Origin of the sequence: Georgenia faecalis (assembly GCF_003710105.1) — a bacterium.
In the GTDB taxonomy this organism is placed as follows: Bacteria; Actinomycetota; Actinomycetes; order Actinomycetales; family Actinomycetaceae; genus Georgenia_A; species Georgenia_A faecalis.
Genome location: NZ_CP033325.1, coordinates 2444758 through 2469055, shown reverse-complemented (window position 1 = coordinate 2469055; position 24298 = coordinate 2444758). Strand labels below are relative to the sequence as shown.

Genomic DNA, 24298 nt, shown 5'->3' with positions numbered 1-24298 from the left:
CCCGGCCGCGAGACCCCCCCGCCCCCACGCCCCCACGCCGGACGGACGACCGGCGTGCGCGCACCCGGGTGCAGGGCAGCAGGGTGCGCACGCCGTAGCCAAGGGTATTGAAACAATGCCGCCGGCGCGGAGGCAAAACCTCACTGCTATCAGGGCGCAGGGCGCCCGGTCAACCGCCAGCATACGTTTGTCTAGACGACGGTCTCCGAAAGGATAACAGCGCCGCATTCAGCGCTACGTGTGTTGACGAGCAACTCGCCGTCCCGCTACACATGCCGCGAGGCGCCGGAGCAACTCACCAGCACAGGTGAGCGGGGCCCCTCCTGACGCAGGGAAAGGGCCACCGATGCAACGCCGTGTCTCCGTCTTCCTGCCATTGGTCCCGCGTCGGCCGGAACAATTGCTCCCCTTTGGGGCAATCGTCCAGAGCGTGCCGGGCGCGGCATTGTGGCAGGGCCAGTCGACATTGCTCGAAACCAACCAGGGCTTTGCCTACCTCGCCGGTGCGGGCGTGCGGGTCCCCGTCGGCATCGGCGTCACGCTGGCGCCGCTGCGGCACCCGTACTACGCCGCTATGGAGGCGAGGTCACTGGCTCTGGCGACGGGTCAGCCGGTCACCTTCGGGCTCGGCCCTGGGGGGACGTCGTTCCAGACGGGGGTCCGCGGCGAGCCGTACCGCAGCCAGCTCGGCGCGATGCGGGAGTACATCACCACGGTGCGCCAGCTCCTTGCCGGGGGCGAGGTCCACGCGGAGGCGGAGACCTTCCGGTGTGACGCGCGTCTGGCGCAGTGCCCGGCGCCCCCGGTGGAGCTCGGCTTCGGCGTCCTGCGCCCGCGCATGGCGCGTCTCGCGGGGGAGACTGCGGACGTGGCCATCACCTGGCTCACCCCCGCGTCCTACCTCCGGGACACCGTCGTGCCCGCTCTCGAGGAGGGGGCACAGAGCGCCGGGCGGCCGCGGCCGCGGCTGGCCACCATCCTCCCCATCGCCCGCCGCCGGCCCCAGCACGAGCCCTTCAAGCTGGCGATGGCGAGCAACTTCGCGCACTCCCGGGCGCCGCACTACATCGACATGCTCGGCAAGGCGGGGATCGCCGTCGACGCTGCCGACCCCATCGCCGGGGCCAAGGCCATCGTCGCGGGCGGTGCCTTCCTCTGCGGGGACGTCGACGAGCTGGCCGGGATGGTGCAGCAGTACTGGGACGCCGGGGTGGACGAGGTCATCCTCAACGTCACCGGTATCTACAACGTCGAGGGGGCCGAGGCCGCCGTCGAGGAGCTCGAGGTGCTCCTCGCGGCCCTCGCGGCGAGCCCCGCCGCGCCGTCCACCCGTGCCGAGACCATCGGCGCCCGCTGAGGCGCCCCAGTACCCACGGAGCTGATGATGGAGAGCTACAAGAAGACCCTCGCCGGATGGGCGTCGGGGACGGCCCACGGCGACGCCGGCGGCACCGGTGCCCGGGTGGTGGTCACCGCCGTCCCGGGGCAGGTGGAGGCGCTGCGGGCAGCGGGCCTCGTCGGTGAGGGCACCACCGTCTACACCCCCGACGGGCAGGAAGGCACCTGGGGCTACGACGGCTCCCTCGAGGAGCCCTACGGGGAGGTCCTCGTCGCCGGGGAGTTCTCCCTGCAGGTGGTCCCCTATGCCCTCGGCCGGTACATCCCGGTCGGTGGACCGACGCTCCTGCGCGTGACGGAGACCTCCGATCTCGAGGCCTACCTCTCCGACGCCGACGAGGCCTTCACCACCGGGCGGTTCCCCGGTCTCGTCGCCGGTCCCACCACGCTCCTGGCCGACGAGCCGGCCCTCGGCGGATGGACCGGCCGTGGCGGCCCCGGGGACCGGCTCTGGGTCCGGGCCGACGGCGAGGTGTCCACGAGCCCGTGGGGCGCGCCGCTGGGGACGGCGGACGACCCCCTGGACGCGCTCGTCGTGCGGTGGGCCGCGGCGAACGACGCCGGGACCCCCTGCGCGGTGGCGCTGAGCCGCGCGGTCAGTGACGACGAGCGTGCCGCGGCGTTCACCGAGCGGCCGTGGCTCGGTCAGTACGTGAAGACCCTCGGCGTGCTGCGCGCGCTGGCGGCGCGCGGTGTCGACAGCGCACGGGCGTCCGGATTCGGCGGCCGCCTCGACGGGGCGCTCGACGGGGTGCCCGCCGGGCCGGGTGCCCCCGCACCGGTGCTCTGCTGGGACGCCCACCACGCCTACCTCAGCGACGCGGGGCGCACCGTCCAGATCGCCCACCCGCTCGCCGTCACCGTCGAGCGGATCCTCGTCCTCGGTCACGGCGCAGCCGACCTCCTCGGCGCCGCGGAGCTCGACCGCGTCGCGACGTACTTCGCCGACGCCGGCTTCCCGCTGCTCCCCGCGGCCTGCGCGGCCGGTCTCCCGGTGGCGGGCTAGGCCGATGAACGACCAGTCCCGCCGCTCCGCGCTGTGGCCCGCGCTCGTGGCGCCCGCAGACCACGGCCGGTCCGACCTCTGCGCGACCGGTGCCCGCGGTGTCCGGGTGCGCTACGACGACGGCACCGAGCGGCTGTGCGGCACCAGCGGGTTGTGGAACACCCCGCTCGGCTACGGCAACGAGGCGATCACCCAGGCGGCGGCCGCTGCCCTCACGGACGCGTCCTACCTCGGGGTGTTCCGCTACGAGAACGCCTACGCCCGGCGCGCCGCCGACGCCCTCGTCGAGGTGGCAGGGCCGGCGCACTACCAGCGGGTCATGTTCTCCACCTCGGGCGGTGCCGCCAATGACCTGGTCACCAAGATCGTGCGGCACTACCAGCTCGTCGCCGGGAGGCCGCGGCGCGCCGTCGTGGTCGGGTTGCGCTCCAGCTACCACGGGCTCACCTTCGGCAGCTTCGCGCTCACCGGCGACGACCTCGGGCAGGCGCTCTACCGCGTGGACCAGCGATACGTCCGGCACGTCACCCCCAACCGCATCGACGAGCTCGACGAGCTCATGCGGCGGCAGGGTGACCAGATCGCCGCCGTCGTCGTCGAGCCCGTGCTCGGTACCGGGGCGCTCCCGCTCGAGCGCGCGTTCGTCGATCGCCTGCTCGCGCACCGGCGCACCCACGGATACCTCCTCGTCGCCGACGAGGTCGCCACCGGGTTCGGACGCACCGGACCGTTCTTCGCCTCGGCCGCATGGAGCGAGCAGCCCGACCTGCTCGTGACGTCCAAGGGCCTGACGAACGGGACCATGGCCGCGGCGGCCGTGCTGCTCGGGACCGAGGTCGCCGAGGCGCTCGAGGGCGTCGGCGCGGTCGTCTCCCACGCGGAGACGCAGGCCGGCACGCCCCCGACGTGCGCGGCCATCCTCGCCACGCTCGCAGAGTTCACCCGCCTCGACGCCATCGCCCGGGGCCACGCCCTCGGGGCGTCGCTGGACGCGCGGCTGGCACGGCTCGTCGAGGCGCACCCGCTCCTGGAGAGCACCACCGGCGTCGGGCTCTTCCGCGCGCTCCGGGTGCGCACCCCGCAGGGGGCGGCGCTGCCCGACGCCGAGGTGCCCGCGCTGGTCGGCGCGGTGCGGGCCGAGGGCGCCGTCGTCCACCCGGGCCCCGCGGGCATCCAGCTCCTCCCCGCTCTCGTCTACACCGAGGACGAGCTCGACGAGCTGGTCGACGCCGTCGCGCGCGGTCTCGACCGGTACGCCGACGCGACCCGGCGCGAGGGCCCCGCCGGGCTCCGGCCCGCCCTCGTGGCGGTGGCCCCGTGATCGCGCGGTCCTCGGGCATCACGCGGACCGTCGTGCGCGCCGACGACCTCCTCGCCTGGCTGGCGGCCACGCGCGCCCCCCGGCTCGACGTCGTCGTGGACCCGGCCGTGCGCGGCCAGGAGGCCGTCGAGGGACTCCTGGCGGCCGTCGTGCGGTCGGTCCCCGAGGCCGTGGTCCTGTCCCAGGCAGCGACGGAGGGCGCCGACGAGCTGAGCGCCCGCATGCGTGCGGACGCCGCGGTGGTCGCCGTCGGCGGCGGGTCCGTCCTCGACAGTGCAAAGCTCGCGGTCCGGCTCGGCGCCGGGGACTGCGGACCGCACCTGTCGGTGCCGCACCGCAGCGCGATGGTGCTCCTGCCCCCGTTGCCCCGCGCGGCGCGAGCGCTGGCCGCGGTGCCCACGACGATCGGTACCGGCAGCGAGGTGAGCAAGGCCGCCGTGCACACGGGCGTGGGCCGACGCCGCCTCGTCGTGGGGGAGGGGCTGCAGCCCGACCTCGCCCTCCACGACCCGGCGCTGACCTCCGGGCTGCCCGCGCCGCTCGTGGCGGAGGGGGTGGTCGAGATCCTCGCCCGCCTCCTCGGGCCGTGCCTGGGCGACCCCCGGCCCCGGACCGTCGAGGACGCCGTCGCGCGGGCGCTGCTCGGTGTCCTCGCCCCGCTGGTCGCCGAGACCGCGGTGCTGGGGGCCGCGCTTCCCCCCGGAGCGCGCGCCGACCTGCTGCGCATCGGGGCGCTGAGCCACCAGGACGCCCTCGTCTCGGGCCGCTCCCCCTATGCGGTCAAGTGGTGGGCGCTGACGAACGAGATCTGCGCGTGCACGGGCGCGCGCAAGGTCCCGGTGCTCGTCGCCGTCCTGCCGGTCGTGCTCGCACGGATGCAGGTCGGCGACCCGCGGTGGGGCTCCGCCCGGCGGCTGGAGGAGCTCTGGGCGTTCGTCGCCGAGGCCACCGGGGTGGCGCTCCCGGCCGACCCGGTGGAGGGCGTGCGTGCACTCCTGGGCCGGCTGGGGCTGCACGGGGACCCGGCAGTGCGCCACCTGGACGTGGACGCGGTCGCCCGGCGCGTGCACCGCGCCTGGGGTGCCGGTCTACCGATGTTTGCCGGGTTCGCCGAGCGGGAGCTCGCCGACCTGGTTCTTGCCGTGACCCGGGAGGCCGGGGCCCCGGCCCCCACCGGGTCCGACGTCGACCGCCGCCCGGCGGTCGTCACGCACGGAGGCACGGAGGGGAGGTGACACACATGGAGATGGAGAAGAACGCGCCCGTGGTGGAGCTCGCGATGCAGGAGCTGGAGGCCATGGACGCCCCGTTCTGGGGGACCGCCGTCAGCGTCGTCAGCGGCATGACCGCCGTCACGGCCGCCGGCGCGAGCGTCTACAAGACCCTCGTCGTCGCGACCATCATCGCGACCTGATCCTCGGACAACGAACGACCACTGACCCGAAGGAGGTGACATGCAGGAGCACGGACCACTCGTGGAGCTCGGGATGCAGGAGCTCGAGCCGATGGACGCACTGGGGTGGTGGACGGGTTTCCAGGAGGGCGTGAAGATCTCGATCGCATCGCTCGTCTTCTCGGCCGCGACCGCCGCAACGTAGTCAGCACGTCAGCACGTCAGCACTACCGCCGGGGGGACGGCGCCGTCCCCCCGGCGGAACCACCACGAACTGGAGAGAACACATGGACGACAACACGACAGGCCCCCGCTCGGCGGATCGTTCTGGCGACATGCTCGCGTGGGTCCTCATCGGCGTCCTCGCCCTCATCACCCTCTCGCTCTTCGTCTTCGAAGGGCCGGCGCAGTCGACGGCCATCGTCGTCTCGCTCATCGTCGGGCTTGCGGGCATCGCCCTGTCGAGCCGTGCGAAGAAGCAGCCATGACGGCACCCCCCGTCCGCTTCGAGTCGCTGACCAAGCGCTACGGGGCGACCCTCGCGGTGGAGGACGTCTCCTTCGAGGTCGCCCCGGGGCGCATCACGGGGCTGCTCGGGCGTAACGGGGCCGGCAAGACGACGTCGCTGCGGGCTCTCCTCGGGCTCGTCGCCCCCACGTCCGGGCGTGCGCTCGTCTTCGGCCGCCCCTACGCCGCCCTCGGTACCCCCCAGCGCGTCGGCGTCTCGATCGACGGCATCGGGTCGACACCCGGGGCGACCGTGGCCGGCGAGCTGGGCATCTGGGCGACGGCGATGGGGCTGTCGCGTGCCCACGTCGAACGCGCGCTCGGCGAGGTCGGCCTCAGCGACGTGGCCGGGCGCAAGGTCGCCAAGCTCTCCCAGGGCATGCGGCAGCGGCTCGCTCTGGCTACCGCGTTCGTGGCCGACCCCGAGCTGGTGATCCTCGACGAGCCCGCCACCGGCCTGGACCCCTCGGGCATCCGCTGGCTGCGCCGGGTGCTGCGCGAGCGCGCCGCGCGCGGGACGACCGTCCTGCTCTCCAGCCACCTCCTCGCGGAGGTCGAGGAGACCGTGGACGACGTGGTCATCCTCGACCGCACCGTGCGGTACGCGGGATCGCTGGAGTCGTTGACGTCCGGGGGCGTGCAGCGTCTCGAGGACCGGTTCTTCAGCCTCGTCGACGCAGAGGAGCAGTACTCCCATGGCTGACCTCGTCCGGGCCGAGGCCCGCAAGCTCTTGACCGGCGGCGGGACGTGGTCCCTCCTGCTCATCGGCATCGGGCTCGGCGGGCTGTTCACCGAGGGCTTCACCCAGGCCGCGCGCGAGCTCCTCTCGAGCGGCGCCAGCGACCCTGCCACCCAGACCGCCGTCATCGTCCGCTCGTGGTTCGCCATGACCCTCGTCTCCGGGATCCTCGGGGCACTGTCCGTCACCCGCGAGTACGCCTCCGGCACGATCTCCCGGTCCGTCCTCGTCGCCGGGTCCCGGTCGCGCCTCTTCGGGGCGAAGGCCCTCACCGGGACCGCCGCCGGGCTGGTCCTCGGTGTCGTCGCGGCCGCGCTCGCCGTCGGGTACGTGCACGTGGCCATGCCGCGCACCGGTGCGGAAGTCGTCTGGTCGCACGAGGCGACGATGACGGCGCTCGGGATCGTCGGCACGACGACGCTCTCGGCGACCTGGGGAGTGCTCCTGGGGTGGATCCTGCGGCACCAGGTCGCCGCGATCCTCGTCATCGTCGGGCTCACGCTTCTTGTCGAACCGGGGGTGCAATCGTTCGCCCCCGAGGTGGCCGGCTACCTGTTCACCATCGCGATGACCGGTGTCAACCTCGACGGCAAGGAGGGGCTGCTGAGCATCGGCGGGTCCTACGCGGTGCTTGTCGGATGGATCCTCGTCCTCGGCGCCGCGGCCCGGGCGCTCGTCGCGAGACGTGACCTCACATGAGACGGACCGCCGCGGCGCCGGTCCTGCCCGACCCCAGCCACCTGCAGCGCCCGAGGCTCGCCGAGGACGTCGTCCTCCACCCGCCGAGCGCCGACGGCACGCCGTGGATCGTGCAGAAGGGGTCGCACACCTACCTGCGGCTGGCGACGGACCTGGCCGATCTCATGCGCGAGATGGACGGGCGCGCCGACCATGCGGGCCTGGCCGAGGCGCTCGGGCCGCGCTGGAGCGCCGACCTGGTCGGTGAGGCGGTCGGCATGCTCGCCGGCAAGGGCATGCTCGACGACGGCAGTGCCCCGCCGGCCCAGCGTCGGGTGCGCTTCCTCGGGGCGCACCGGATCCAGCTCACCGTCCTCCGCCCCGACCGGCTCTTCGACGCCCTCCGCCCGCTCATCGCGGTCCTGGGCAGCCGGTCGGCCATCGCTGTGGGGCTGGCGGTGTCCGTCCTCGGTGCGGGAACGCTGGCGCTGCGTGCCGAGGACGTCGCCCGGGCGCTGGGCACGCCGCTGCCGTTCGCCGCCTACTTCGCCGTGGCGATGGGCTACCTCCTCACCACCTGCGTCCACGAGCTCTCCCACGGGGCGGTGCTCGCCATGTTCGGCGGCCGGCCCACGCGGATGGGCGTCATGCTCTTCTACTTCACCCCGGCGTTCTTCTGCGACGTCACGGACGGCTGGCGCCTGCCCCGGCGGGACCAGCGGGTGGCCGTGGCGCTCGCCGGCATCGGCGTCCAGTCGGTCGTCGCCGGCGTCGCGGCGCTCGCGGCCGCGAGCCTCCCGCTCGGGCCGACCGCGCAGAGCACGGCGTACGTCTTCGCCGCGACGACATACGTCGCCTGCTTGATGAATCTCCTCCCGTTCATCAAGCTCGACGGGTACCTGGCGCTCATGAGCCACCTGGACCTGCCCCACCTGCGGGAGAAGGCGATGGGGGACGCCCGTTCCTGGCTCGGTGCGACGCTCTTCGGTGCTCGCCGCCGGCGGGACCTCCCGCAATGGTGGTGGGCCGTGCCGTTCGGCCTCGCCTCGATGGCCATGCCCGTCTACATCGTCGTGACGCTGCTCCTCATCCTTGCCGACCTGCTCCTCGGGCTCGGGACGGCCGGCGCAGCGGCCGTCCTGCTCGTCGCGGGCGGCGCGCTCGCGTACGTCCTCGTCGGAGGAGCCCGGCTGCAGCGCGAGGCACTTCAGGCGCACGCGCCCCGGTGGCGCACGTGGACGGTGAGCGCCGGGCTCCTCCTCACCGCCGCCGCGGCGGCCGCCGTCGTGCCGGTCCCCGCGTCGGTGCAGGGCGGCTATGTCGTGCACGAGGGACAGGCCTACGTCGTCCTGCCGTCACGGGCGGGAGACGTCACGGTCGGGGACCCGGTGGAGCTGTACCGGATGGGCCTGGTGACGAGCACGGAGGTCGGCCGGGCCACCGTGGCCGGCACGGAGCCGGTGACCGTCCAGGCACCGATCGAGGCGTTCCTGCCCATCACCGCGGAAGGCCTCACGCTTCCCGCGGCCGGGTACCCCGTCACCATCGACGGCCCGTTGCCCGAGCACGCGGGCTCAGCCCGGGTGGCGCTGGGCACGGTGCCGGGCTGGCGGTGGCTGACCGACACCTACCTCGCACCGCTGGGGATCGGCGGCGCGCAATGACCGAGCGGAGGCGTGGCTGACGTGGACATGCGGTACCAGTTCTTCTGCCCGGCGGGCACCCCGTACTACGACGTCGTCCGGGCGGACGACGACACCCTGTTCGCCACCGACCTGCCGGCCGAGTGGTCGACCACGGTCAACGACGAGTGGACCGTGCGCACCCTGCATACCGAAGAGCTGCCCGAGCAGGGCTGGAAGGTGCACGTCTCCGCCACGCCCGACAATGCCGAGCGTGTGCTCGCGGCGGTCGCCCGGTACTGCGCCGACCGGAGGATCGCCTTCAAGCACCTGCGTGGGCCCCGAGCCCTGTTCTTCCGCAACAGCAAGTACGGCGACCGTGGCGCGAGCGGGAAGTTCATCACCGTCTTCCCTCGGGACGTCGGCGAGCTCCGGGCCGTGCTCCTCGAGCTGGGCGAGATCCTCGACGGCGAGCCGGGCCCGTACGTCCTCAGCGACCTGCGGTGGCGTCAGGGCCCGCTCTACGTCCGTTACGGGGGCTTCACCTACCTCGCCGGCCCCGGCCCGAACGGGACGACGGTCCCGTGCCTGCGCCGGCCCGACGGGACGCTCGAGCCCGACGTTCGCAAGCCCGGGTTCCACGTGCCCGAGTGGGTCGAGCTGCCCGAGCTCCTGGAGGAGGCGCTCGCCGCCCGCAACGCCGGCACGCTCGAGGACTTCCCCTTCCGCCCGGAGGCCGCCCTCCACTTCTCCAACGGTGGTGGCGTCTACCGCGCCGTCGACCGGCGCGACGGCGCGCGCGTCCTGCTCAAGGAGGCGCGTCCGATGGCCGGGCTCGACGAGTCCGGGGCCGACGCCGTCACCCGCCTCGAGCGCGAGCGCTGGGCGATGGAGACCCTCGCCGGGGTCGCCGGGATCCCGCGGCTCATCGACTACCGGCGCGGCCACGAGCACTACTTCCTCGCGCGGGAGTTCGTCGACGGCGTCACGCTGTCGCAGGCGATGCACGAGCGCAACCCGCTTCTCACGGCCGGCGGGCTGACGCAGGCCGGGTACACCTCCTGGGTCCTGGGGGTCCTCGACCAGGTGGAGGAGGCGCTCCAGGCGATGCACGCCCGCGGGGTGGTCTTCGGTGACCTCCATCCCAACAACATCATGATCACCGAGGACGACCTCGTGTACTTCATCGACCTGGAGACCGCCGGGTCGGACACCACCGGCTTCGAGCAGCGGATCGGGGCCCCGGGGTTCCGGGCGCCGGCCGGGGTGCGGGGGACCGACGTCGACCGCTACGCCCTGGGGTGCACCCGCCTGGCCGTGTTCCTCCCGGCGACCGTGGTGCTGCCGTGGCAGGAGGGGAAGCGGGAGGACCTCCTGGAACAGGTGCGCGAGGTCGCGGCGGTGCCGCAGCCCTTCCTCGACAAGGCCCGGGCCGAGCTCGCGCTCGGGGCTGGGACGTGCGCCCACCCGGGCCCCGGGGTCCGGCTGCGTGAGCTGGGCCCGGACGAGCGTCGGCGACGGCTGGTCGCGGGCGTCCTCGCCGCGGCCACGCCCGAACGCACCGACCGCCTCTTTCCCGGCGACATCGGCCAGTTCACCGCCGAGTCGGGCGGGGTGACGTTCGCCCACGGGGCGGCTGGCGTCCTCTGGGGCCTCCACCAGCTCGGTGTCGGAGTCGATCCCGCGCACGTCGACTGGCTCCTCGCCGCGGTCGACCGGACGCGCGGGCTCGGTCCGGGGCTGGCCCGCGGGCTGGCGGGCGTGGTGTACGCGCTCGACGGCATGGGGCGCCACGACGACGCCGCCGAGGTCGTCGAGCACCTCCTGCGGATCCCCACCGACGCTCTCGGGCCCGGGCTCGCGGACGGCGTCGGTGGTCTCGGCCTCGTCCTGCTCGAGCACCACCAGCGCGGCGGCGACCCGGGGCTTCTCGACCGGGCCGTCGACCTCGCCGACACCCTCGACGCAGCGGCCGTCCCCGCGACCAACGGCCGGGAGCCGACCGGGTGGTGGGACGGGTGGAGCGGGACCGCGCTCCTGCGGCTGCGCCTCCACGAGGCGACGGGGGAGGAGCGTCACCTCGTCGCGGCCCGCGACGCGGTCCGGCGTGACCTCGGCGCGCTGGGGTGGGGCGGCGAGAGCGGCCAGTGGCGCAGGCACCCGTCCCTCGCTCGCGGTGCCGGGGGTATCGCCCTCGTCCTCGGCCAGATGCGCGCCGTCATGGCCGAGGAGTGGGTGGGACGGACCGAGCGTGAGCTCGTGCGCGCCTGCGCCGACGCGTACCTGCCCCAGGCCGGGTGGCTGCACGGCCGCGCGGGCGTCCTCACCGTCCTCGGCCAGGCCGGACGCCGTGAGGACGACGCAGCGGTGCAGCGACACCTGCGTGCGCTGGACGTGTGCGCCGTCGGGGACGACGACCACGTCAGCGTCCTCGGGCAGGAGCTGCTGCGACTGTCCACCGACCTGGCCACCGGCTCCGTCGGGGTGGCGCTGGGGCTCGAGTCGATCGCGCGGGCCGAGGCCGTCGGCGTTCCCTTCGTCGGCGGCTGCGCCGTCCGCCCGGCCGGCGTGCTGGCGCAGGCATGAGCGCCGGCCAGGTGTTCAGCATGGCCGGGGTGCCGGGGCTGGCGGCCGAGATCCTCGCCCCGGTCGCGGACCGCGTGGTCCTCCACGACCTCTACGGCGAGGTGGGCGCGGCGGTCTACACCGCGCTCGCCGAGGCGGACCAGCACGAGGTCCGCGAGTTCGTCGCGGCGGTGGCCCGCACGCCCGGGCCCGTCCTCGACCTCGCCGCCGGGGCGGGCCGGCTGACGCTGCCGCTGCTGGCGCTCGGCCGCCACGTCACCGCGCTCGACCTGTCGGTGCCGATGCTCGCCGCGCTCGAGCGCGCCCTCGACGCCGCGCCGCGCGCGTTCCGGGCCCGCACCCGGGTGGTCCAGGGCGACATGAGTGACTTCACCCTCGGCGAGCAGTTCGCCGTGGTGGTCCTCGCCGCGACGTCGGTCACCCTGCTCGACGCCACCGGCCGCCAGGGCCTGTACGCAAGCGTCGCCCGCCACCTGACCGACGGCGGGCGCTTCGTGCTGTCCGTGGCCCAGGACCGCCGCCCGGGGGAGGAGGGCGAGGACACCTGCCACGACATCCGCCTACCCGACGGCCGGGGCTACCGGATCATCGAGCACATCGCCCGGGGCGCCCGGCAGCGCGAGGTCACGGTCGTCCCCGTCGACCTCGAGACGCCGGAGGTCCCCGTGTGCCGGTCGACGGTGGAAGTCCTCAGCCTCGGCGACCTCGAGGACGAGGTGGCGGGGACGGGCCTGCAGGTGGTCGGCGTCGAGCCGACGGCGGGAGCCCTGCCTCACCGCACGGTGCTCGTCACCCTGGCCCGCGCCCGTTAGATCAACGGCTGGAACACGACGGTACGACGCCGGCCCAGCCGTGTGTCGACGAAGGGCCAGTCGGCGGCCTCGTCGAGGACGAGCGGCTGAAGGCCGCCCACGAGCACCTTCACCGCGACGAAGCCGGCGTCACGGACGGCTGCGGGCAACCGGTGCGTCAGGTCGACCCGCAGGACGGGGAACCCGCGTGCGGCGAGCCCGGCCGCCGCGGGGGCCGGCTCCCCGGGGGTGTCCGTGCGCATCGGGCGCGCCGGGCCGAGGCCCTGCGCCCACGCCCGCATCGCCTCCCGGCCTCGCCCGTCGGTCCAGAAGTCGCAACGGGCCTCGCCGTGGGCGACGAAGGCGCGCGCGCCGTCCTCGGCGGTCCCGCCCGTGCGTGCCCGGCTGCGCAGGGCGAGGTAGATCTGCCACGCCTCCTGCACCGCCTTCACCACACCCTCCGGTTCCGCGGCCGCGGCCACGGCGCCGGTCCCGATGGTGACGCCGTCGTCCACCCACGCGACGTACGCGTGCCGGTCGGGCAGGGCGGTGGGCACGCACGCCGCCCGCACGGTGACCTGCGGCTGGTCGCTCACCAGCCGGGCGAGGCGCGCGTCCCCGGCGAGCTCGACCTCCACCGCCGCCGCACGGTCCGGGCGGAACCACGTCCGCATGAGCGCGTCCCGCTCGAGGACCTCCGCCAGGGCCACCGCCGTGGCCGCATCGAGGGAGGTGTGGGCCGCTGCCCCCGAGGGGGTCCCCTCCCACCGGGCGGCGAGGGGGCCGGTCACCGGGCAGTCGACCCACGCCGACGGTACGAGCCGCTCGCACCCCGAGCCGAGCTCCTCGGCCGGGTACCACGTGGTGTCCTCGCGCTCGGCGACCGGCCAGTGGCCGGGCCAGTGCTCGGCATCGGCGGCGGCCGTCCCCGCCGCCCTGAGGTCGGCGAGGGTCGCGCGGACCGGGTCACCGGTCTCCCGCGGGGCGAGGGCGCACCGTTCCACCGCCTCGCCCAGGCCCCGGCGGACGGCGCCGTCGGCCTGGAGGTCGAAGGCTCCCGCGAGGTCGTGCACCGTCGGGTGCGTGGTGCTCGCGAACCGGGTGCCGACGTCGACGACCATGAGGTACAGGTGAGGCGGGTCCGGGTGCCGGACGAGCTCGAAGCCACGCGCCAGCCCGGCCTCCGGGCGCAGGAGCTCGTGGACCACTGCGGGCGTGAGGGCGCTCATGCCCGGTGAGCCTAGCGACGGTGCGCCGCGTCCGGCCGACGGCCCACGGGGCTGAACGCCGGGCGCCGACGGCCCGCGGGCGCCGAGCTCGCCGCGCGACGGTTCGACGTGGTGCCCTAGGATGGTGAGGCTTGTGCGTGCCCTCGGTGCGCGTGCCTGATCGACCTTTCCTCGCCGCGGCGAGGGCCGTCCCCCCGTAACCGATGAGTGGAGAACACCGCAGTGAAGAGCGCCGTCGAGAACCTCGAGCCCACCCGGGTCAAGCTGACCGTGGAGGTGTCCTACGAGGAGCTCAAGCCGAGCCTCGAGCACGCCTACTCGCACATCGGTGAGCAGATCACCGTGCCCGGCTTCCGCAAGGGCCGCGTGCCGGCCCGGATCATCGAGCAGCGGGTGGGGCGCGCCGCGGTCATCGAGCACGCCGTGAACGAGGCGCTGCCCGAGCTGTACCGCCAGGCCGTCTCCGAGGCGGACATCCGCCCCCTGGGCCAGCCCGAGGTCGACGTCACCGAGGTGCCCGCGATGTCCGGCACCCCCGGTGGCCAGCTCGTCTTCACGGCCGAGGTGGACATCCGTCCCCAGATCACCCTCCCCGAGCTCGACGGCCTCGAGCTGACCGTCGACGCCGTCGAGGTCACCGACGCCGACGTCGAGGAGCGCCTCGAGGCGCTGCGTGAGCGGTTCGGCTCGCTCGTGGGCGTCGAGCGCGCTGCCGAGGACGGCGACTTCGTCACCATCGACCTCACCGCCACCATCGGCGAGGAGGAGGTCGACTCCGTCTCCGGCATCTCCTACCAGATCGGTGTCGGCAACATGCTCGAGGGCATGGACGAGGCCCTCACCGGCCTCAGCGCGGGGGAGTCCGCCACGTTCACGGCGCCGCTCGCCGGTGGCGAGCACGCCGGCGAGGACGCGGAGATCACCGTGACGGTCTCCACCGTCAAGGAGCGCGACCTGCCCGCCGTCGACGACGACTTCGCCCAGCTGGCGAGCGAGTTCGACACCATCGACGAGCTCCGCGAGGACCTGCGCGCGCAGGTCGCCAAGGACAAGGCGGCCGACCAGGCTGTCCAGGCCCGCGACCTCCTCCTCGAGGAGCTCCGCAAGGGCATCGAGATCCCCGTGCCCACCCGCGTCGTCGACCAGGAGATCAAGAACCACCTCCAGGCCGAGGGCAAGGACGAGGACGACCCCCACGGCGAGGAGGTGCGCGAGGAGACCGAGCGGATGCTCAAGGACCAGTTCCTCCTCGACGCCCTTGCCGAGGAGCTCAAGGTCAACGTCGGGCAGAACGAGCTCATCCAGTTCCTGCTCAACAGCGCCCAGCAGTACGGCATGGACCCCAACGAGTTCATCACCAGCGCCGACCGGGCGGGCCAGATCCCCGCGTTCGTCGGTGAGCTCGCGCGGAACAAGTCCCTCGCGGTCGCCCTGCGCCGGGCCACGGTCAAGGACAGCACGGGCGCCGAGCTCGACCTCGTCGAGTTCATCGGCTCCGACGAGGAGGACGCGGCCGAGGCCGCCGGTGCCGCGGGTGCCGAGCCGGCCGACAGCTCCGACAGCGCGGACTCCGCCGACAGCGCGGACTCCGCCGACAGCGCGGACAGCGCGGACAGTGCCGACAGCGCGGACAGTGCCGACAGCGCGGAGAGCGCGCCGTCGGCCCCGTCGGCCTCCTGACGTGACGAGCCCGCCCACCGGTATCGCGCCGGTGGGCGGGCTCGCGTCCGTATGGCGAGCGGCGCGGTGCGCCAACAGCGAAAACGAACGGATCCGGGACTGCGCCCGCCATGGCGCGGGTTAGTGTCGCTGGACGGCCCGACGCCCGTGGGGGAACCCCCGGCGGCGAGCAGAAGAAGACGACGAGGAGCGAGTACGTGAGCCAGATGCCACTTGCCAAGGGCGAGGGAAACAACCTCGGCCTCAACGACAACGTCTACAGCCGGCTGCTCAAGGAGCGCATCATCTGGCTCGGCACCGAGGTGCGCGACGACAACGCCAACGTCATCTGCGCCCAGCTGCTGCTGCTCGCGGCGGAGGACCCGGACCGGGACATCTTCCTCTACATCAACTCCCCGGGTGGCTCGGTCACCGCGGGCATGGCGATCTACGACACCATGCAGTACGTCAGCCCTGACGTCGCCACCGTCGGCATGGGTATGGCGGCCTCGATGGGGCAGTTCCTGCTCTCCTCGGGAGCGAAGGGCAAGCGCTACGCCACGCCCCACGCCCGCGTGATGATGCACCAGCCCTCGGGCGGCATCGGCGGCACCGCCACCGACATCCGCATCAACGCCGAGCTCATCCTCCACATGAAGCGCGTCCTCGCCGAGATCACCGCCCAGCAGACCGGCAAGACGGTCGAGCAGATCAACGCCGACGCGGACCGCGACCGCTGGTTCACCGCCCACGAGGCGCTCGAGTACGGGTTCGTCGACCACGTCGTCGAGCACGCGGCGTCCGTCTCCGGTGGTGGCGGCACGGAGTCCTGACCGTCCCGTCCCTCGCCCCGCGACCTCGAACGAACCAGGAGCAGCACCTGTGAGCACCGACTTCCTCGCCCAGGCGGGCGCCGGCCAGCGGCCGTTCTCCCTGCCGACCTCGGCCATGCCCTCCGCCCGTTACGTCCTGCCCCAGTACGAGGAGCGCACGGCCTACGGGTACAAGCGGCAGGACCCGTACACCAAGCTCTTCGAGGACCGCATCATCTTCCTCGGCGTGCAGATCGACGATGCCTCGGCCGACGACATCATGGCTCAGCTGCTCGTCCTCGAGAGCGCCGACCCGGACGGCCTCATCACCCTGTACATCAACTCCCCGGGTGGTTCCTTCACCGCCCTGACGGCGATCTACGACACGATGCAGTACATCAAGCCGCAGATCCAGACGGTGTGCCTGGGGCAGGCCGCCTCGGCCGCCGCCGTCCTGCTCGCCGCCGGCTCGCCCGGGCGCCGGCTCGCGCTGCCCAACGCGCGGGTCCTCATCCACCAGCCCGCCCTCGAGGGCGGCGGTTACGCCCAGGCCTCGGACATCGAGATCCACGCCAACGAGGTCCTGCGGATGCGCGAGTGGCTCGAGGAGACGATCGCCAAGCACTCCAACGTCGACGTCGAGCAGGTCCGCCGCGACATCGAGCGCGACAAGATCCTCACGGCCGCCCAGGCGCTCGACTACGGCCTCGTCGACCAGGTGCTCGCCTCCCGCAAGCCGGAGACGCTGCCCAAGGGCTGAGCGGGGCGCGACACCCGCTCCGCCTGTCGCACATGACGCGCGGTGCGCCGTAGTGTGCAATGGACCTGTGCAGCACGAGTGTGAGGAGGGGTAGGCGTGGCGCGTACCGCTGAGGGTGCCGACCTGCTGAAGTGCTCGTTCTGCGGCAAGAGCCAGAAGCAGGTGAAGAAGCTCATCGCCGGCCCCGGGGTCTACATCTGCGACGAGTGCATCGACCTGTGCAACGAGATCATCGACGAGGAGCTCGCCGAGGCCAGTGAGCTGGGCCTGGTCGAGCTGCCCAAGCCCCGTCAGATCTTCGACTTCCTCGAGCAGTACGTCATCGGCCAGGAGCCCGCGAAGCGGTCCCTCGCCGTCGCCGTGTACAACCACTACAAGCGCGTGCAGGCCGCCGAGAAGAACGACGGCGAGGACGACGTCGAGATGGCGAAGTCCAACATCCTCCTCATCGGCCCCACCGGCACGGGCAAGACCTACCTCGCGCAGACCCTGGCGAAGATGCTCAACGTCCCCTTCGCGATCGCCGACGCCACGGCGCTCACCGAGGCGGGGTACGTGGGGGAGGACGTCGAGAACATCCTCCTCAAGCTCATCCAGGCCGCCGACTTCGACGTGAAGAAGGCCGAGAAGGGCATCATCTACATCGACGAGATCGACAAGATCGCCCGCAAGAGCGAGAACCCGTCGATCACCCGGGACGTCTCCGGCGAGGGCGTGCAGCAGGCGCTCCTGAAGATCATCGAGGGCACCCAGGCGTCGGTGCCGCCGCAGGGCGGCCGCAAGCACCCGCACCAGGAGTTCCTCCAGATCGACACGACGAACGTGCTCTTCATCGTCGCCGGGGCCTTCGCCGGCCTCGAGGAGATCATCACCTCCCGCGCCGGGCGCCGGGGGATCGGCTTCGGGGCGCCGCTGCGCTCCGCCGACGACGAGCTCGACGTCTTCGGCGAGGTCCGCCCCGCGGACCTGCACAAGTTCGGGCTCATCCCCGAGTTCGTCGGGCGCCTGCCGGTCATCGCCACGGTCTCCCCGCTCGACCGCGAGTCGCTCATCCGCATCCTCACCGAGCCTCGCAACGCGCTCGTGCGGCAGTACCAGCGGATGTTCCAGATCGACGGCGTGGAGCTGGAGTTCACCGACGACGCGATCGACTCCATCGCGGACCTCGCGCTCCTGCGGGGCACCGGTGCCCGCGGGCTGCGCGCCATCATGGAGGAGATCCTCCGCGAGGCGATGTTCGACGTCCCCAGCCGGGACGACGTCGCCCGCGTGGTCATCACCCGTGAGGTCGTCGAGGAGAACGTCAACCCCACGCTGGTGCCGCGCGAGACGCCCAAGCGCCGCACGCCGCGCGAGAAGAGCGCCTGAGCCTCCTCGCCCAGCGGTGCCCGCCATGCGGGACATCGGATGCGGGCGCCGTCGAACTGGCGCAAGGTGGGGTGCACCTATCCCCAACCGGAGCGAGGTGTTCCCGCACATGCAGATCGACTGGCTCACGAGCCTCCTGCCCCCCGACGAGGACGTCGTCACCGTCGTCCTCGACGCCACCCGCGAGAGCGAGTCCGGGCGCCAGGCGGTGCAGACCCGGTGGCGCGACCTGCGGCGGACCCTGGAGGCGCAGGGCGCCCCGGCCGACGCCCTGACGGCCATCGACGAGCGGGTGGAGCGGCCCACGCACGTGAGCGGCGAGCACGGGCGTGTACTCGTGGCCAGCCGCGCCGGCCTGCTCGTGGACCGCACCCTCGCCGGCCCACCGGCGTCGGACGAGGCGGTCGTGTGCCGCGGGGGCGCCGGCGCCTTCGCGCTCGCCCGCGTGGCGGACGAGACGGTGCGCTACCTCGTCGCCGAGATCGATCGCGCGGGTGCTGACGTCACGTTCTACGACAACGCCGCGTACGACCCCGGCCACGACGAGGGCACGCAGACGGTCGAGGGCGGCCACGACGTCCTCAACAAGGTCCGCGCCCCGGGCACGGCCACCCGTCGCATCCAGGCGCGCGCGGAGGACTCCTGGGACCGCAACGCCGAGGCGGTCGCCGCGGAGCTGGACCGCTCCGTCGCGCGCCGGCGCCCCGAGCTGCTCATCCTCACCGGCGACGTGCGCGCCGTCCCGCTGGTCCGCGACAACCTCGGCGGTGCCGCCCGCCCCCTCGCGGTCACCATCGAGGGCGGCTCCCGCGCCGACGGCGTCAATCAGGAGGCGTTCGGGGAGAAGGTCCGCGCGGCGCTCACCGCCTACCGCATGCGTCGCCGCGAGGAGGTCATCGACCGGTTCCGCCAGGACCACGGGCGCGACGCCGGGGCGACCACCGGGCTGGAGTCCGTCGTCGACGTGCTGCGCCGCGGGCAGGTCGCGGAGCTCCTCGTCACCGAGGCCGTGGCCGGGCCGCCGTCGTCCCTGGCCGACCGGACCCTGTGGGTGGGGGAGTACGGCATGCAGCTGGCGATGAGCCGGCAGGAGGCCCTCGACCTGGGGGTCGACGAGCCCCGTGAGCTGCGCGCCGACCACGCCCTGGGCCTGGCGGCCGTCGAGCAGGGCGCCGGCGTCACCTTCGTGGACGAGGCGAGCCTGGACCTCGTCGACGGCGTGGGCGCGATCCTGCGCTGGCACGACGCCTCGACCCCGTCCGACCACGCCCTGACGATGGACGGCGACACCGCCCGGATGTGACCGTGCGGCGGGTGCCCGTACGGCGCCCCGGGGCGACGGCGCTACCGCGCGCGCCCCGGGGCGTCGGCCTGTCCCGTGGCCGTCGGCACCAGCCGCCCGTGGCGGGACACCCCGCCGGGACGGGCCGCGCGGCGCCTAGGATCGGGCCATGAGCGAGAACCCCGGCGTCGTCCCGCCCGAGCTCGCGCAGGCGCGCGGCACCATCGACAACATCGACGCCGCCCTGGTCCACCTGCTCGCCGAGCGCTTCAAGTGCACGCAGCGGGTGGGCGTGCTCAAGGCGGACCTCGGGCTCCCGGCCTCGGACCCCGCCCGGGAGGCCCGTCAGGTCGACCGCCTGCGCCGGCTGGCGGAGGAGGCGGGTCTCGACCCGGTGTTCGCCGAGAAGTTCCTCGCGTTCATCGTCGAGGAGGTCATCCGGCACCACGTCGAGGCGGCCGAGACCCGGGCGCGCAGCTAGCCGCGGCCGCTCAGCCGCCGTACAGCGCCTCGACCTCGCCCGCGAAGTCGCGCAGCACGGCCGCCCGCTTCACCTTCATCGACGGCGTGAGGTAGCCGTTCGCCTCGGTGAAGTCGGTCGGCAGGACGGTGATCTTGCGGATCGACTCCGCCCGGGAGACCGCCTCGTTGGCCCGCGCGACCGCCCGGTCAAGCGCGGCGAGGACGTCGGGGTTCGTGGTCGCCTGGGCCACGGTCATCGTCGGCAGCCCGTGGTTGGCCAGCCACTGCGGCAGCATGTCCGCGTCGAGGGTGACGAGCGCGCCGATGAACGGCTTGCCGTCGCCGACGACGACGACCTGGGAGACGAGCGGGTGGCCGCGCAGGCGGTCCTCGAGGACGGCCGGCGCCACGTTCTTCCCGCCGGCGGTGACGATGATCTCCTTCTGCCGGCCGGTGATGCGCACGTAGCCGTCGGCGTCCATCGTCCCGAGGTCGCCGGTGGCGAACCAGCCGTCGACGAACGCCGCGGCGGTCGCCTCGGGGTTGCCGTGGTAGCCGCGGAAGACGTTGGGCCCGGCGACGAGGACCTGGCCGTCGTCGGCGATCCGGACCGACGTGCCGGGGTACGGCGGCCCGACGGTGCCGATCTTCACCTGCCCGGGGCGGTTGACCGTGGTCGGCGCCCCCGACTCGGTGAGCCCGTAGCCCTCGAGGACGACGACGCCGATGCCGCGGAAGAAGTGTCCGAGACGCTCACCGAGCGGGGCGCCGCCCGAGACGGCGTACTGCAGCGTCCCGCCCATGGCGGCGCGGATCTTGCCGTAGACGAGACGCGAGGCGAGGGCGTGCTGGGCCTTGAGGGCGGCGGAGGGGCCGTCCTCGGTCTCCAGGGCGCGGGAGTAGGTGATGGCGACCTTCGCGCCCCAGCGGAACGTGCGCTGCTTGAGGCCGGAGCCGGCCTTGGCGTCGGCCGAGTTGTACACCTTCTCGAAGACCCGGGGGACGGCGAGGAGGAACGTGGGTCGGAAGGCGCCCAGGTCCGCGACGAGGTTGCGCGCGTCCGGCACGTGCCCCATGACGGCGCCGGAGTACACGCACAGCACCTCGACGAAGCGCGCGAAGACGTGGGCGAGCGGCATGAAGACCAGCGTGCGCTTGTCGGGTCCGCTCACCACCTGGCTGAAGTGCGGGTCGTCCGCGCCGTTGACGACGAGGGTGACGAAGTTGCCGTGGGTGAGCTCGACGCCCTTGGGACGCCCCGTCGTCCCCGAGGTGTAGATGATCGTGGCGAGGGAGTCCATCCCCACGCCGGCGGTGCGCCGGGCCACCTCGGCGGCGTCGACGTCGGCGCCCGCGGCGGTGAGCGCCGTGAGGGCACCCTCGGCGAGGACCAGCACCCGCTCGAGCGCGCCGGTGCCGACCAGCGGCTCGGCGAGGGCGCCGAGCGCGTGGGTCTCGGTGATGGCGAGCCGGGCGCCGGAGTTGCTGAGGATCCAGGCGACCTGCTGGGCGGAGGACGTCTCGTAGATGGGCACCGGCACGGCGCCCGCGGACCACAGGGCGAAGTCGAGCAGGGTCCACTCGTAGCTCGTGTGGCTCATGATCGCGACGCGGTCCCCGGGGGCGATGCCGAGCGCCACGAAGCCCTTGGCGACGGCGGCCACCTCGTCGGCGAACGTCCGCGCCGTCACCGGCACGAACCCCGCCCCCAGGGCGGACTTGCGCTCGAAGAGCGGGGAGTCGCCGGCCTTCTCCACCCGCCGGGCGAGGATCCACGGGATGGACATGTCGGGGGTGAAGGTGCCCACGCCGGGCGTGGTGGCCTCGCGGCGGGTCGTCGTGGCGTCCGTCATCGGTGTGCCTCTCTCAGCCCTTGCGGGGCGTCGGCTCGTCGAGCTCGTGCGCGGTGACCGAGACGGTCTCCGCGGTCTGGGCACCCATGACCTCGAGGTCGCCGCGCACCCGCCCGGCGGACCGCAGGTCGCCGAGCGTGGCCTGGACGCGGGCGACGTCCTCGGCCGGCAGCTCGAGCCGGACGCGGGCGAACGTCGTCCGCTGGGAGACCTTGGCCTCGGACTTCACCTTGCGGAGCGCGGCGAGCGCCTGGCCGGTGACGGTGAGCACGCCCGGGTCGGCGTCGCCGGCGGCCTCGCGCAGCGGGCCCGACACGGGCCACGAGGCCGCGTGGACGGAGCCCTCCCGCCACCAGCTCCAGACCTCCTCGGTGGCGAAGGGCAGCACGGGGGCGAGCAGGCGCAGGACCACGTCGATGGTGACGGCGAGCGCCGCGCGCGCGGAGGCGACGGCCGCGGCGGGGTACGTCCCCTCGGAGTCGTAGGCACGGTCCTTGACGAGCTCGAGGTAGTCGTCGCAGAAGGTCCAGAAGAACGTCTCGGTGACCTCGAGCGCCCGCGTGTGGTCGTAGAGCTCGAGGGCGGCCGTGGCGCGCTCGACGACGTCGGCCAGCTCGGCGAGCAGCGCGCGGTCGACCGGCTCGGTGACCGCGGACGGGTCCAGGGTGGCGGGTGCGTCCCCGCCCATGGTGAGGGCGAACTTCGAGGCGTTGAGGACCTTGATGGCGAGGCGGCGCCCGATCTTCATCTGGCCGACCTCGAAGGCGGCGTCGGTGCCGAGGCGGGCCGAGGCGGCCCAGTAGCGCACCGCGTCCGAGCCGTGCTCGCGCAGGAGGTCCATGGGAGTGACGACGTTGCCCTTGGACTTCGACATCTTCTTGCGGTCCGGGTCGAGGATCCATCCGGAGATCGCGGCGTGCCGCCAGGGGAGGCCGTCGAACTCCAGGTGCGCGCGCAGGACCGTGGAGAAGAGCCAGGTGCGGATGATGTCCTGGCCCTGGGGGCGCAGGTCCATGGGGTAGACCCGGGCGAACAGGTCCTCGTCGCGCAGCCAGCCGCCCGCGATCTGCGGGGTGAGCGAGGACGTCGCCCACGTGTCCATGACGTCGACCTCGCCGACGAAGCCGCCGGGCACGCCGCGCTGCTCGGGGCGGTACCCGGGCGGGGTGTCGCTGCTGGGGTCCACCGGAAGCGACGCCTCGTCAGGGGTGAGCACGGTGGAGTGGTCCACCTCGCCGTCCTCGCCGACGGCGTACCAGACGGGGATGGGGACGCCGAAGAAGCGCTGGCGCGAGACGAGCCAGTCGCCGTTGAGGCCGCGGACCCAGTTCTCGTACCGGACCTTCATGAAGTCCGGGTGGAAGTCGAGCTCCTCGCCGCGCTCGAGCAGGCCCTCGCGCAGGTCCCGGCCCCGGGCGTCGGTGGCGGGCCGGCCGCCGTTGCGGATGTACCACTGGCGGGAGGTGACGATCTCCAGGGGCTTCTCGCCCCGCTCGAAGAAGTTCGCCTTGCGCTGCGTGGCCACCGGCTCGCCGGCGAGCTCCCCGCTCGCCCGGAGCGCGTCGACGACCTGCTGGCGCGCGCTGAACGTCGTCTTGCCGGCGAGCTGCGTCTCCCAGAGCTCGCGCCCGGCGGCGCTGGTGATCCAGTCGGGGCACTCGTCGAGCAGGCGGCCGTCGCGGCGGATGACCGAGCGCATGGGCAGGTCGAGCTCGCGCCACCACTGGACGTCGGTGAGGTCGCCGAACGTGCAGCACATGACGATGCCGGTGCCCTTGTCCGGCTCAGCGGCCGGGTGCGCGACCACGGGGACCTCCACCCCGAAGAGGGGGGAGCGGACGGTGGTGCCGATGAGCGAGGCGTAACGCTCGTCGTCGGGGTGGGCGATGAGGGCGACGACCGCCGGCAGCAGCTCCGGGCGGGTCGTCTCGATGTAGACGGCGCCGTCGTGGACGGTGTCGGTGCGCTGGCTGGCCGTCGTCGCCGCCTCGCCGTCGGGGTCGGTGAGGGCGAACGCGACGCGGTGGTAGTGGCCCGGGTAGTCGCGCGCCTCGAGCTCGGCCTGGGCCACCGCGGTCTGGAACGTCACGTCCCACAGCCCCGGCGCGGCCGCCTGGTAGGCCTCCCCGCGCCCGAGGTTGCGCAGGAACGCGGTCTGGGCGACCTGCTGCGCACTGCGGCCGATGGTCTGGTAGTGGTGCGACCAGTCGACGCTGAGGCCGACGTGGCGCCACAGGGCCTCGAACTGCTTCTCGTCCTCAGCGGTGAGGCGCTCGCACAGCTCGACGAAGTTCTTGCGGGAGACGGCCACCTGGTCCGCGGCCTTGATGCTCTTGCCCTCGCCGCCGGCGTGGGGCGGGGTGAAGTCGGGGTCGTAGGGCAGCGACGGGTCGCAGCGGACCCCGTAGTAGTTCTGCACGCGGCGCTCGGTGGGCAGCCCGTTGTCGTCCCAGCCCATGGGGTAGAAGACGTGCTTGCCGCGCATGCGCTGGAAGCGGGCGACGACGTCGGTGTGGGTGTAGGAGAAGACATGCCCGACGTGGAGGGAGCCCGAGACCGACGGCGGCGGGGTGTCGATGGAGTAGACCTCGGCACGCTCGGCGGTGCGGTCGAAGGCGTAGACGCCGTTCTCGCTCCAGCGGGCGTCCCAGCGCTCCTCGAGCCCGTCGACGCTCACCTTGTCCGGTACGGCGACCGTCGGCAGGAGGGGAGCAGCGGGGCGGGAAGCGTGCGCGTCGGTCATGGCAGACCATTCTTCCACGTCAGGGCGGTGCGCCCGCGGGGGGCCCGGGCGTGCGAGGTGTGCCGTGCGGCTCGTTGCCGCACGGCGC

At 73.4% G+C, this 24298-nt stretch carries 21 protein-coding genes; 18 read left to right on the top strand and 3 right to left on the bottom strand.

The features are described from left to right. Positions 1 to 466 precede the first annotated feature (466 nt). The 12 genes from EBO36_RS10745 to mpaM all read left to right on the top strand — a co-directional run bounded on the left by EBO36_RS10745 (position 467) and on the right by mpaM (position 12063). Positions 467 to 1357, top strand: a complete 891-nt coding sequence (locus EBO36_RS10745; RefSeq protein ID WP_222928713.1) for an LLM class flavin-dependent oxidoreductase — start codon at positions 467 to 469, stop codon at positions 1355 to 1357. 24 nt (positions 1358 to 1381) lie between these two features. Beyond that, positions 1382 to 2404, top strand: a complete 1023-nt coding sequence (gene mpaB / locus EBO36_RS10740; RefSeq protein WP_164471440.1) for a daptide biosynthesis RiPP recognition protein — start codon at positions 1382 to 1384, stop codon at positions 2402 to 2404. A gap of 4 nt (positions 2405 to 2408) precedes the next feature. Next, the gene (gene mpaD, locus EBO36_RS10735; RefSeq protein WP_122824612.1) at positions 2409 to 3725 is read left to right on the top strand and encodes a daptide-type RiPP biosynthesis aminotransferase; all 1317 of its coding nucleotides are present in this window, start codon (positions 2409 to 2411) and stop codon (positions 3723 to 3725) included. After that, positions 3722 to 4960: a daptide-type RiPP biosynthesis dehydogenase gene (gene mpaC / locus EBO36_RS10730; RefSeq protein ID WP_122824611.1), complete on the top strand. Its 1239-nt coding sequence runs from the start codon at positions 3722 to 3724 to the stop codon at positions 4958 to 4960. The genes mpaD and mpaC overlap by 4 nt, the downstream gene beginning before the upstream one ends. Continuing rightward, a complete protein-coding gene (locus tag EBO36_RS15350) occupies positions 4957 to 5139 on the top strand; it encodes a hypothetical protein (protein ID WP_164471439.1) in 183 nt (60 codons plus the stop codon). The genes mpaC and EBO36_RS15350 overlap by 4 nt, the downstream gene beginning before the upstream one ends. Before the next feature lie 40 nt (positions 5140 to 5179). After that, positions 5180 to 5323 (top strand): daptide-type RiPP, encoded by a 144-nt coding sequence (locus EBO36_RS15345; protein ID WP_164471438.1) that lies wholly within the window; start codon positions 5180 to 5182, stop codon positions 5321 to 5323. Positions 5324 to 5405: 82 nt separating this feature from the next. Next, positions 5406 to 5606: a hypothetical protein gene (locus EBO36_RS15340; RefSeq protein WP_127571156.1), complete on the top strand. Its 201-nt coding sequence runs from the start codon at positions 5406 to 5408 to the stop codon at positions 5604 to 5606. Further along, the gene (locus EBO36_RS10725) at positions 5603 to 6328 is read left to right on the top strand and encodes an ABC transporter ATP-binding protein (RefSeq protein WP_122824610.1); all 726 of its coding nucleotides are present in this window, start codon (positions 5603 to 5605) and stop codon (positions 6326 to 6328) included. Before EBO36_RS15340 ends, EBO36_RS10725 begins: the two co-directional genes overlap by 4 nt. Continuing rightward, a complete protein-coding gene (locus tag EBO36_RS10720) occupies positions 6321 to 7064 on the top strand; it encodes an ABC transporter permease (RefSeq protein ID WP_122824609.1) in 744 nt (247 codons plus the stop codon). Before EBO36_RS10725 ends, EBO36_RS10720 begins: the two co-directional genes overlap by 8 nt. Beyond that, positions 7061 to 8707 carry a daptide biosynthesis intramembrane metalloprotease gene (gene mpaP / locus EBO36_RS10715; RefSeq protein WP_122824608.1) on the top strand — a complete coding sequence of 549 codons (1647 nt, stop codon included), beginning with the start codon at positions 7061 to 7063 and terminating at the stop codon, positions 8705 to 8707. The genes EBO36_RS10720 and mpaP overlap by 4 nt, the downstream gene beginning before the upstream one ends. Before the next feature lie 12 nt (positions 8708 to 8719). Beyond that, positions 8720 to 11251 (top strand): class III lanthionine synthetase LanKC, encoded by a 2532-nt coding sequence (gene lanKC / locus EBO36_RS10710; RefSeq protein ID WP_222928712.1) that lies wholly within the window; start codon positions 8720 to 8722, stop codon positions 11249 to 11251. Then, positions 11248 to 12063 carry a daptide-type RiPP biosynthesis methyltransferase gene (mpaM, locus tag EBO36_RS10705; RefSeq protein WP_122824607.1) on the top strand — a complete coding sequence of 272 codons (816 nt, stop codon included), beginning with the start codon at positions 11248 to 11250 and terminating at the stop codon, positions 12061 to 12063. Before lanKC ends, mpaM begins: the two co-directional genes overlap by 4 nt. On the opposite strand, the gene EBO36_RS10700 is transcribed toward mpaM, so the two are convergent. After that, entirely contained in the window at positions 12060 to 13271 is a 1212-nt protein-coding gene (locus EBO36_RS10700; RefSeq protein ID WP_122824606.1) for a YcaO-like family protein, read from the bottom strand. The two genes, mpaM and EBO36_RS10700, sit on opposite strands and share 4 nt — an antisense overlap. 222 nt (positions 13272 to 13493) lie before the next feature. On the opposite strand from EBO36_RS10700, the gene tig reads away from it, so the two are divergent. The 6 genes from tig (at position 13494) to EBO36_RS10670 (ending at position 19633) form a co-directional block, all read left to right on the top strand. Continuing rightward, complete coding sequence (gene tig / locus EBO36_RS10695; protein ID WP_122824605.1) at positions 13494 to 14951, top strand: trigger factor; 1458 nt, start codon at positions 13494 to 13496, stop codon at positions 14949 to 14951. 206 nt (positions 14952 to 15157) lie between these two features. After that, entirely contained in the window at positions 15158 to 15763 is a 606-nt protein-coding gene (locus tag EBO36_RS10690; protein WP_122825620.1) for an ATP-dependent Clp protease proteolytic subunit, read from the top strand. Between the two features lie 115 nt (positions 15764 to 15878). Next, positions 15879 to 16502, top strand: a complete 624-nt coding sequence (locus EBO36_RS10685; protein WP_122825619.1) for an ATP-dependent Clp protease proteolytic subunit — start codon at positions 15879 to 15881, stop codon at positions 16500 to 16502. Positions 16503 to 16598: 96 nt separating this feature from the next. Beyond that, positions 16599 to 17870 carry an ATP-dependent Clp protease ATP-binding subunit ClpX gene (gene clpX / locus EBO36_RS10680; protein ID WP_122824604.1) on the top strand — a complete coding sequence of 424 codons (1272 nt, stop codon included), beginning with the start codon at positions 16599 to 16601 and terminating at the stop codon, positions 17868 to 17870. A gap of 109 nt (positions 17871 to 17979) precedes the next feature. Continuing rightward, positions 17980 to 19173, top strand: coding sequence for a baeRF2 domain-containing protein (locus EBO36_RS10675; protein ID WP_122825618.1), 1194 nt, complete (start codon positions 17980 to 17982; stop codon positions 19171 to 19173). A gap of 148 nt (positions 19174 to 19321) precedes the next feature. Then, entirely contained in the window at positions 19322 to 19633 is a 312-nt protein-coding gene (locus EBO36_RS10670) for a chorismate mutase (RefSeq protein WP_122824603.1), read from the top strand. A gap of 10 nt (positions 19634 to 19643) precedes the next feature. Here the strand turns inward: EBO36_RS10670 and EBO36_RS10665 are convergent, their stop codons facing one another. After that, positions 19644 to 21467, bottom strand: coding sequence for an AMP-dependent synthetase/ligase (locus EBO36_RS10665; protein WP_122824602.1), 1824 nt, complete (start codon positions 21465 to 21467; stop codon positions 19644 to 19646). A gap of 13 nt (positions 21468 to 21480) precedes the next feature. Beyond that, complete coding sequence (gene valS / locus EBO36_RS10660) at positions 21481 to 24210, bottom strand: valine--tRNA ligase (protein WP_122824601.1); 2730 nt, start codon at positions 24208 to 24210, stop codon at positions 21481 to 21483. Positions 24211 to 24298: the final 88 nt, after the last annotated feature.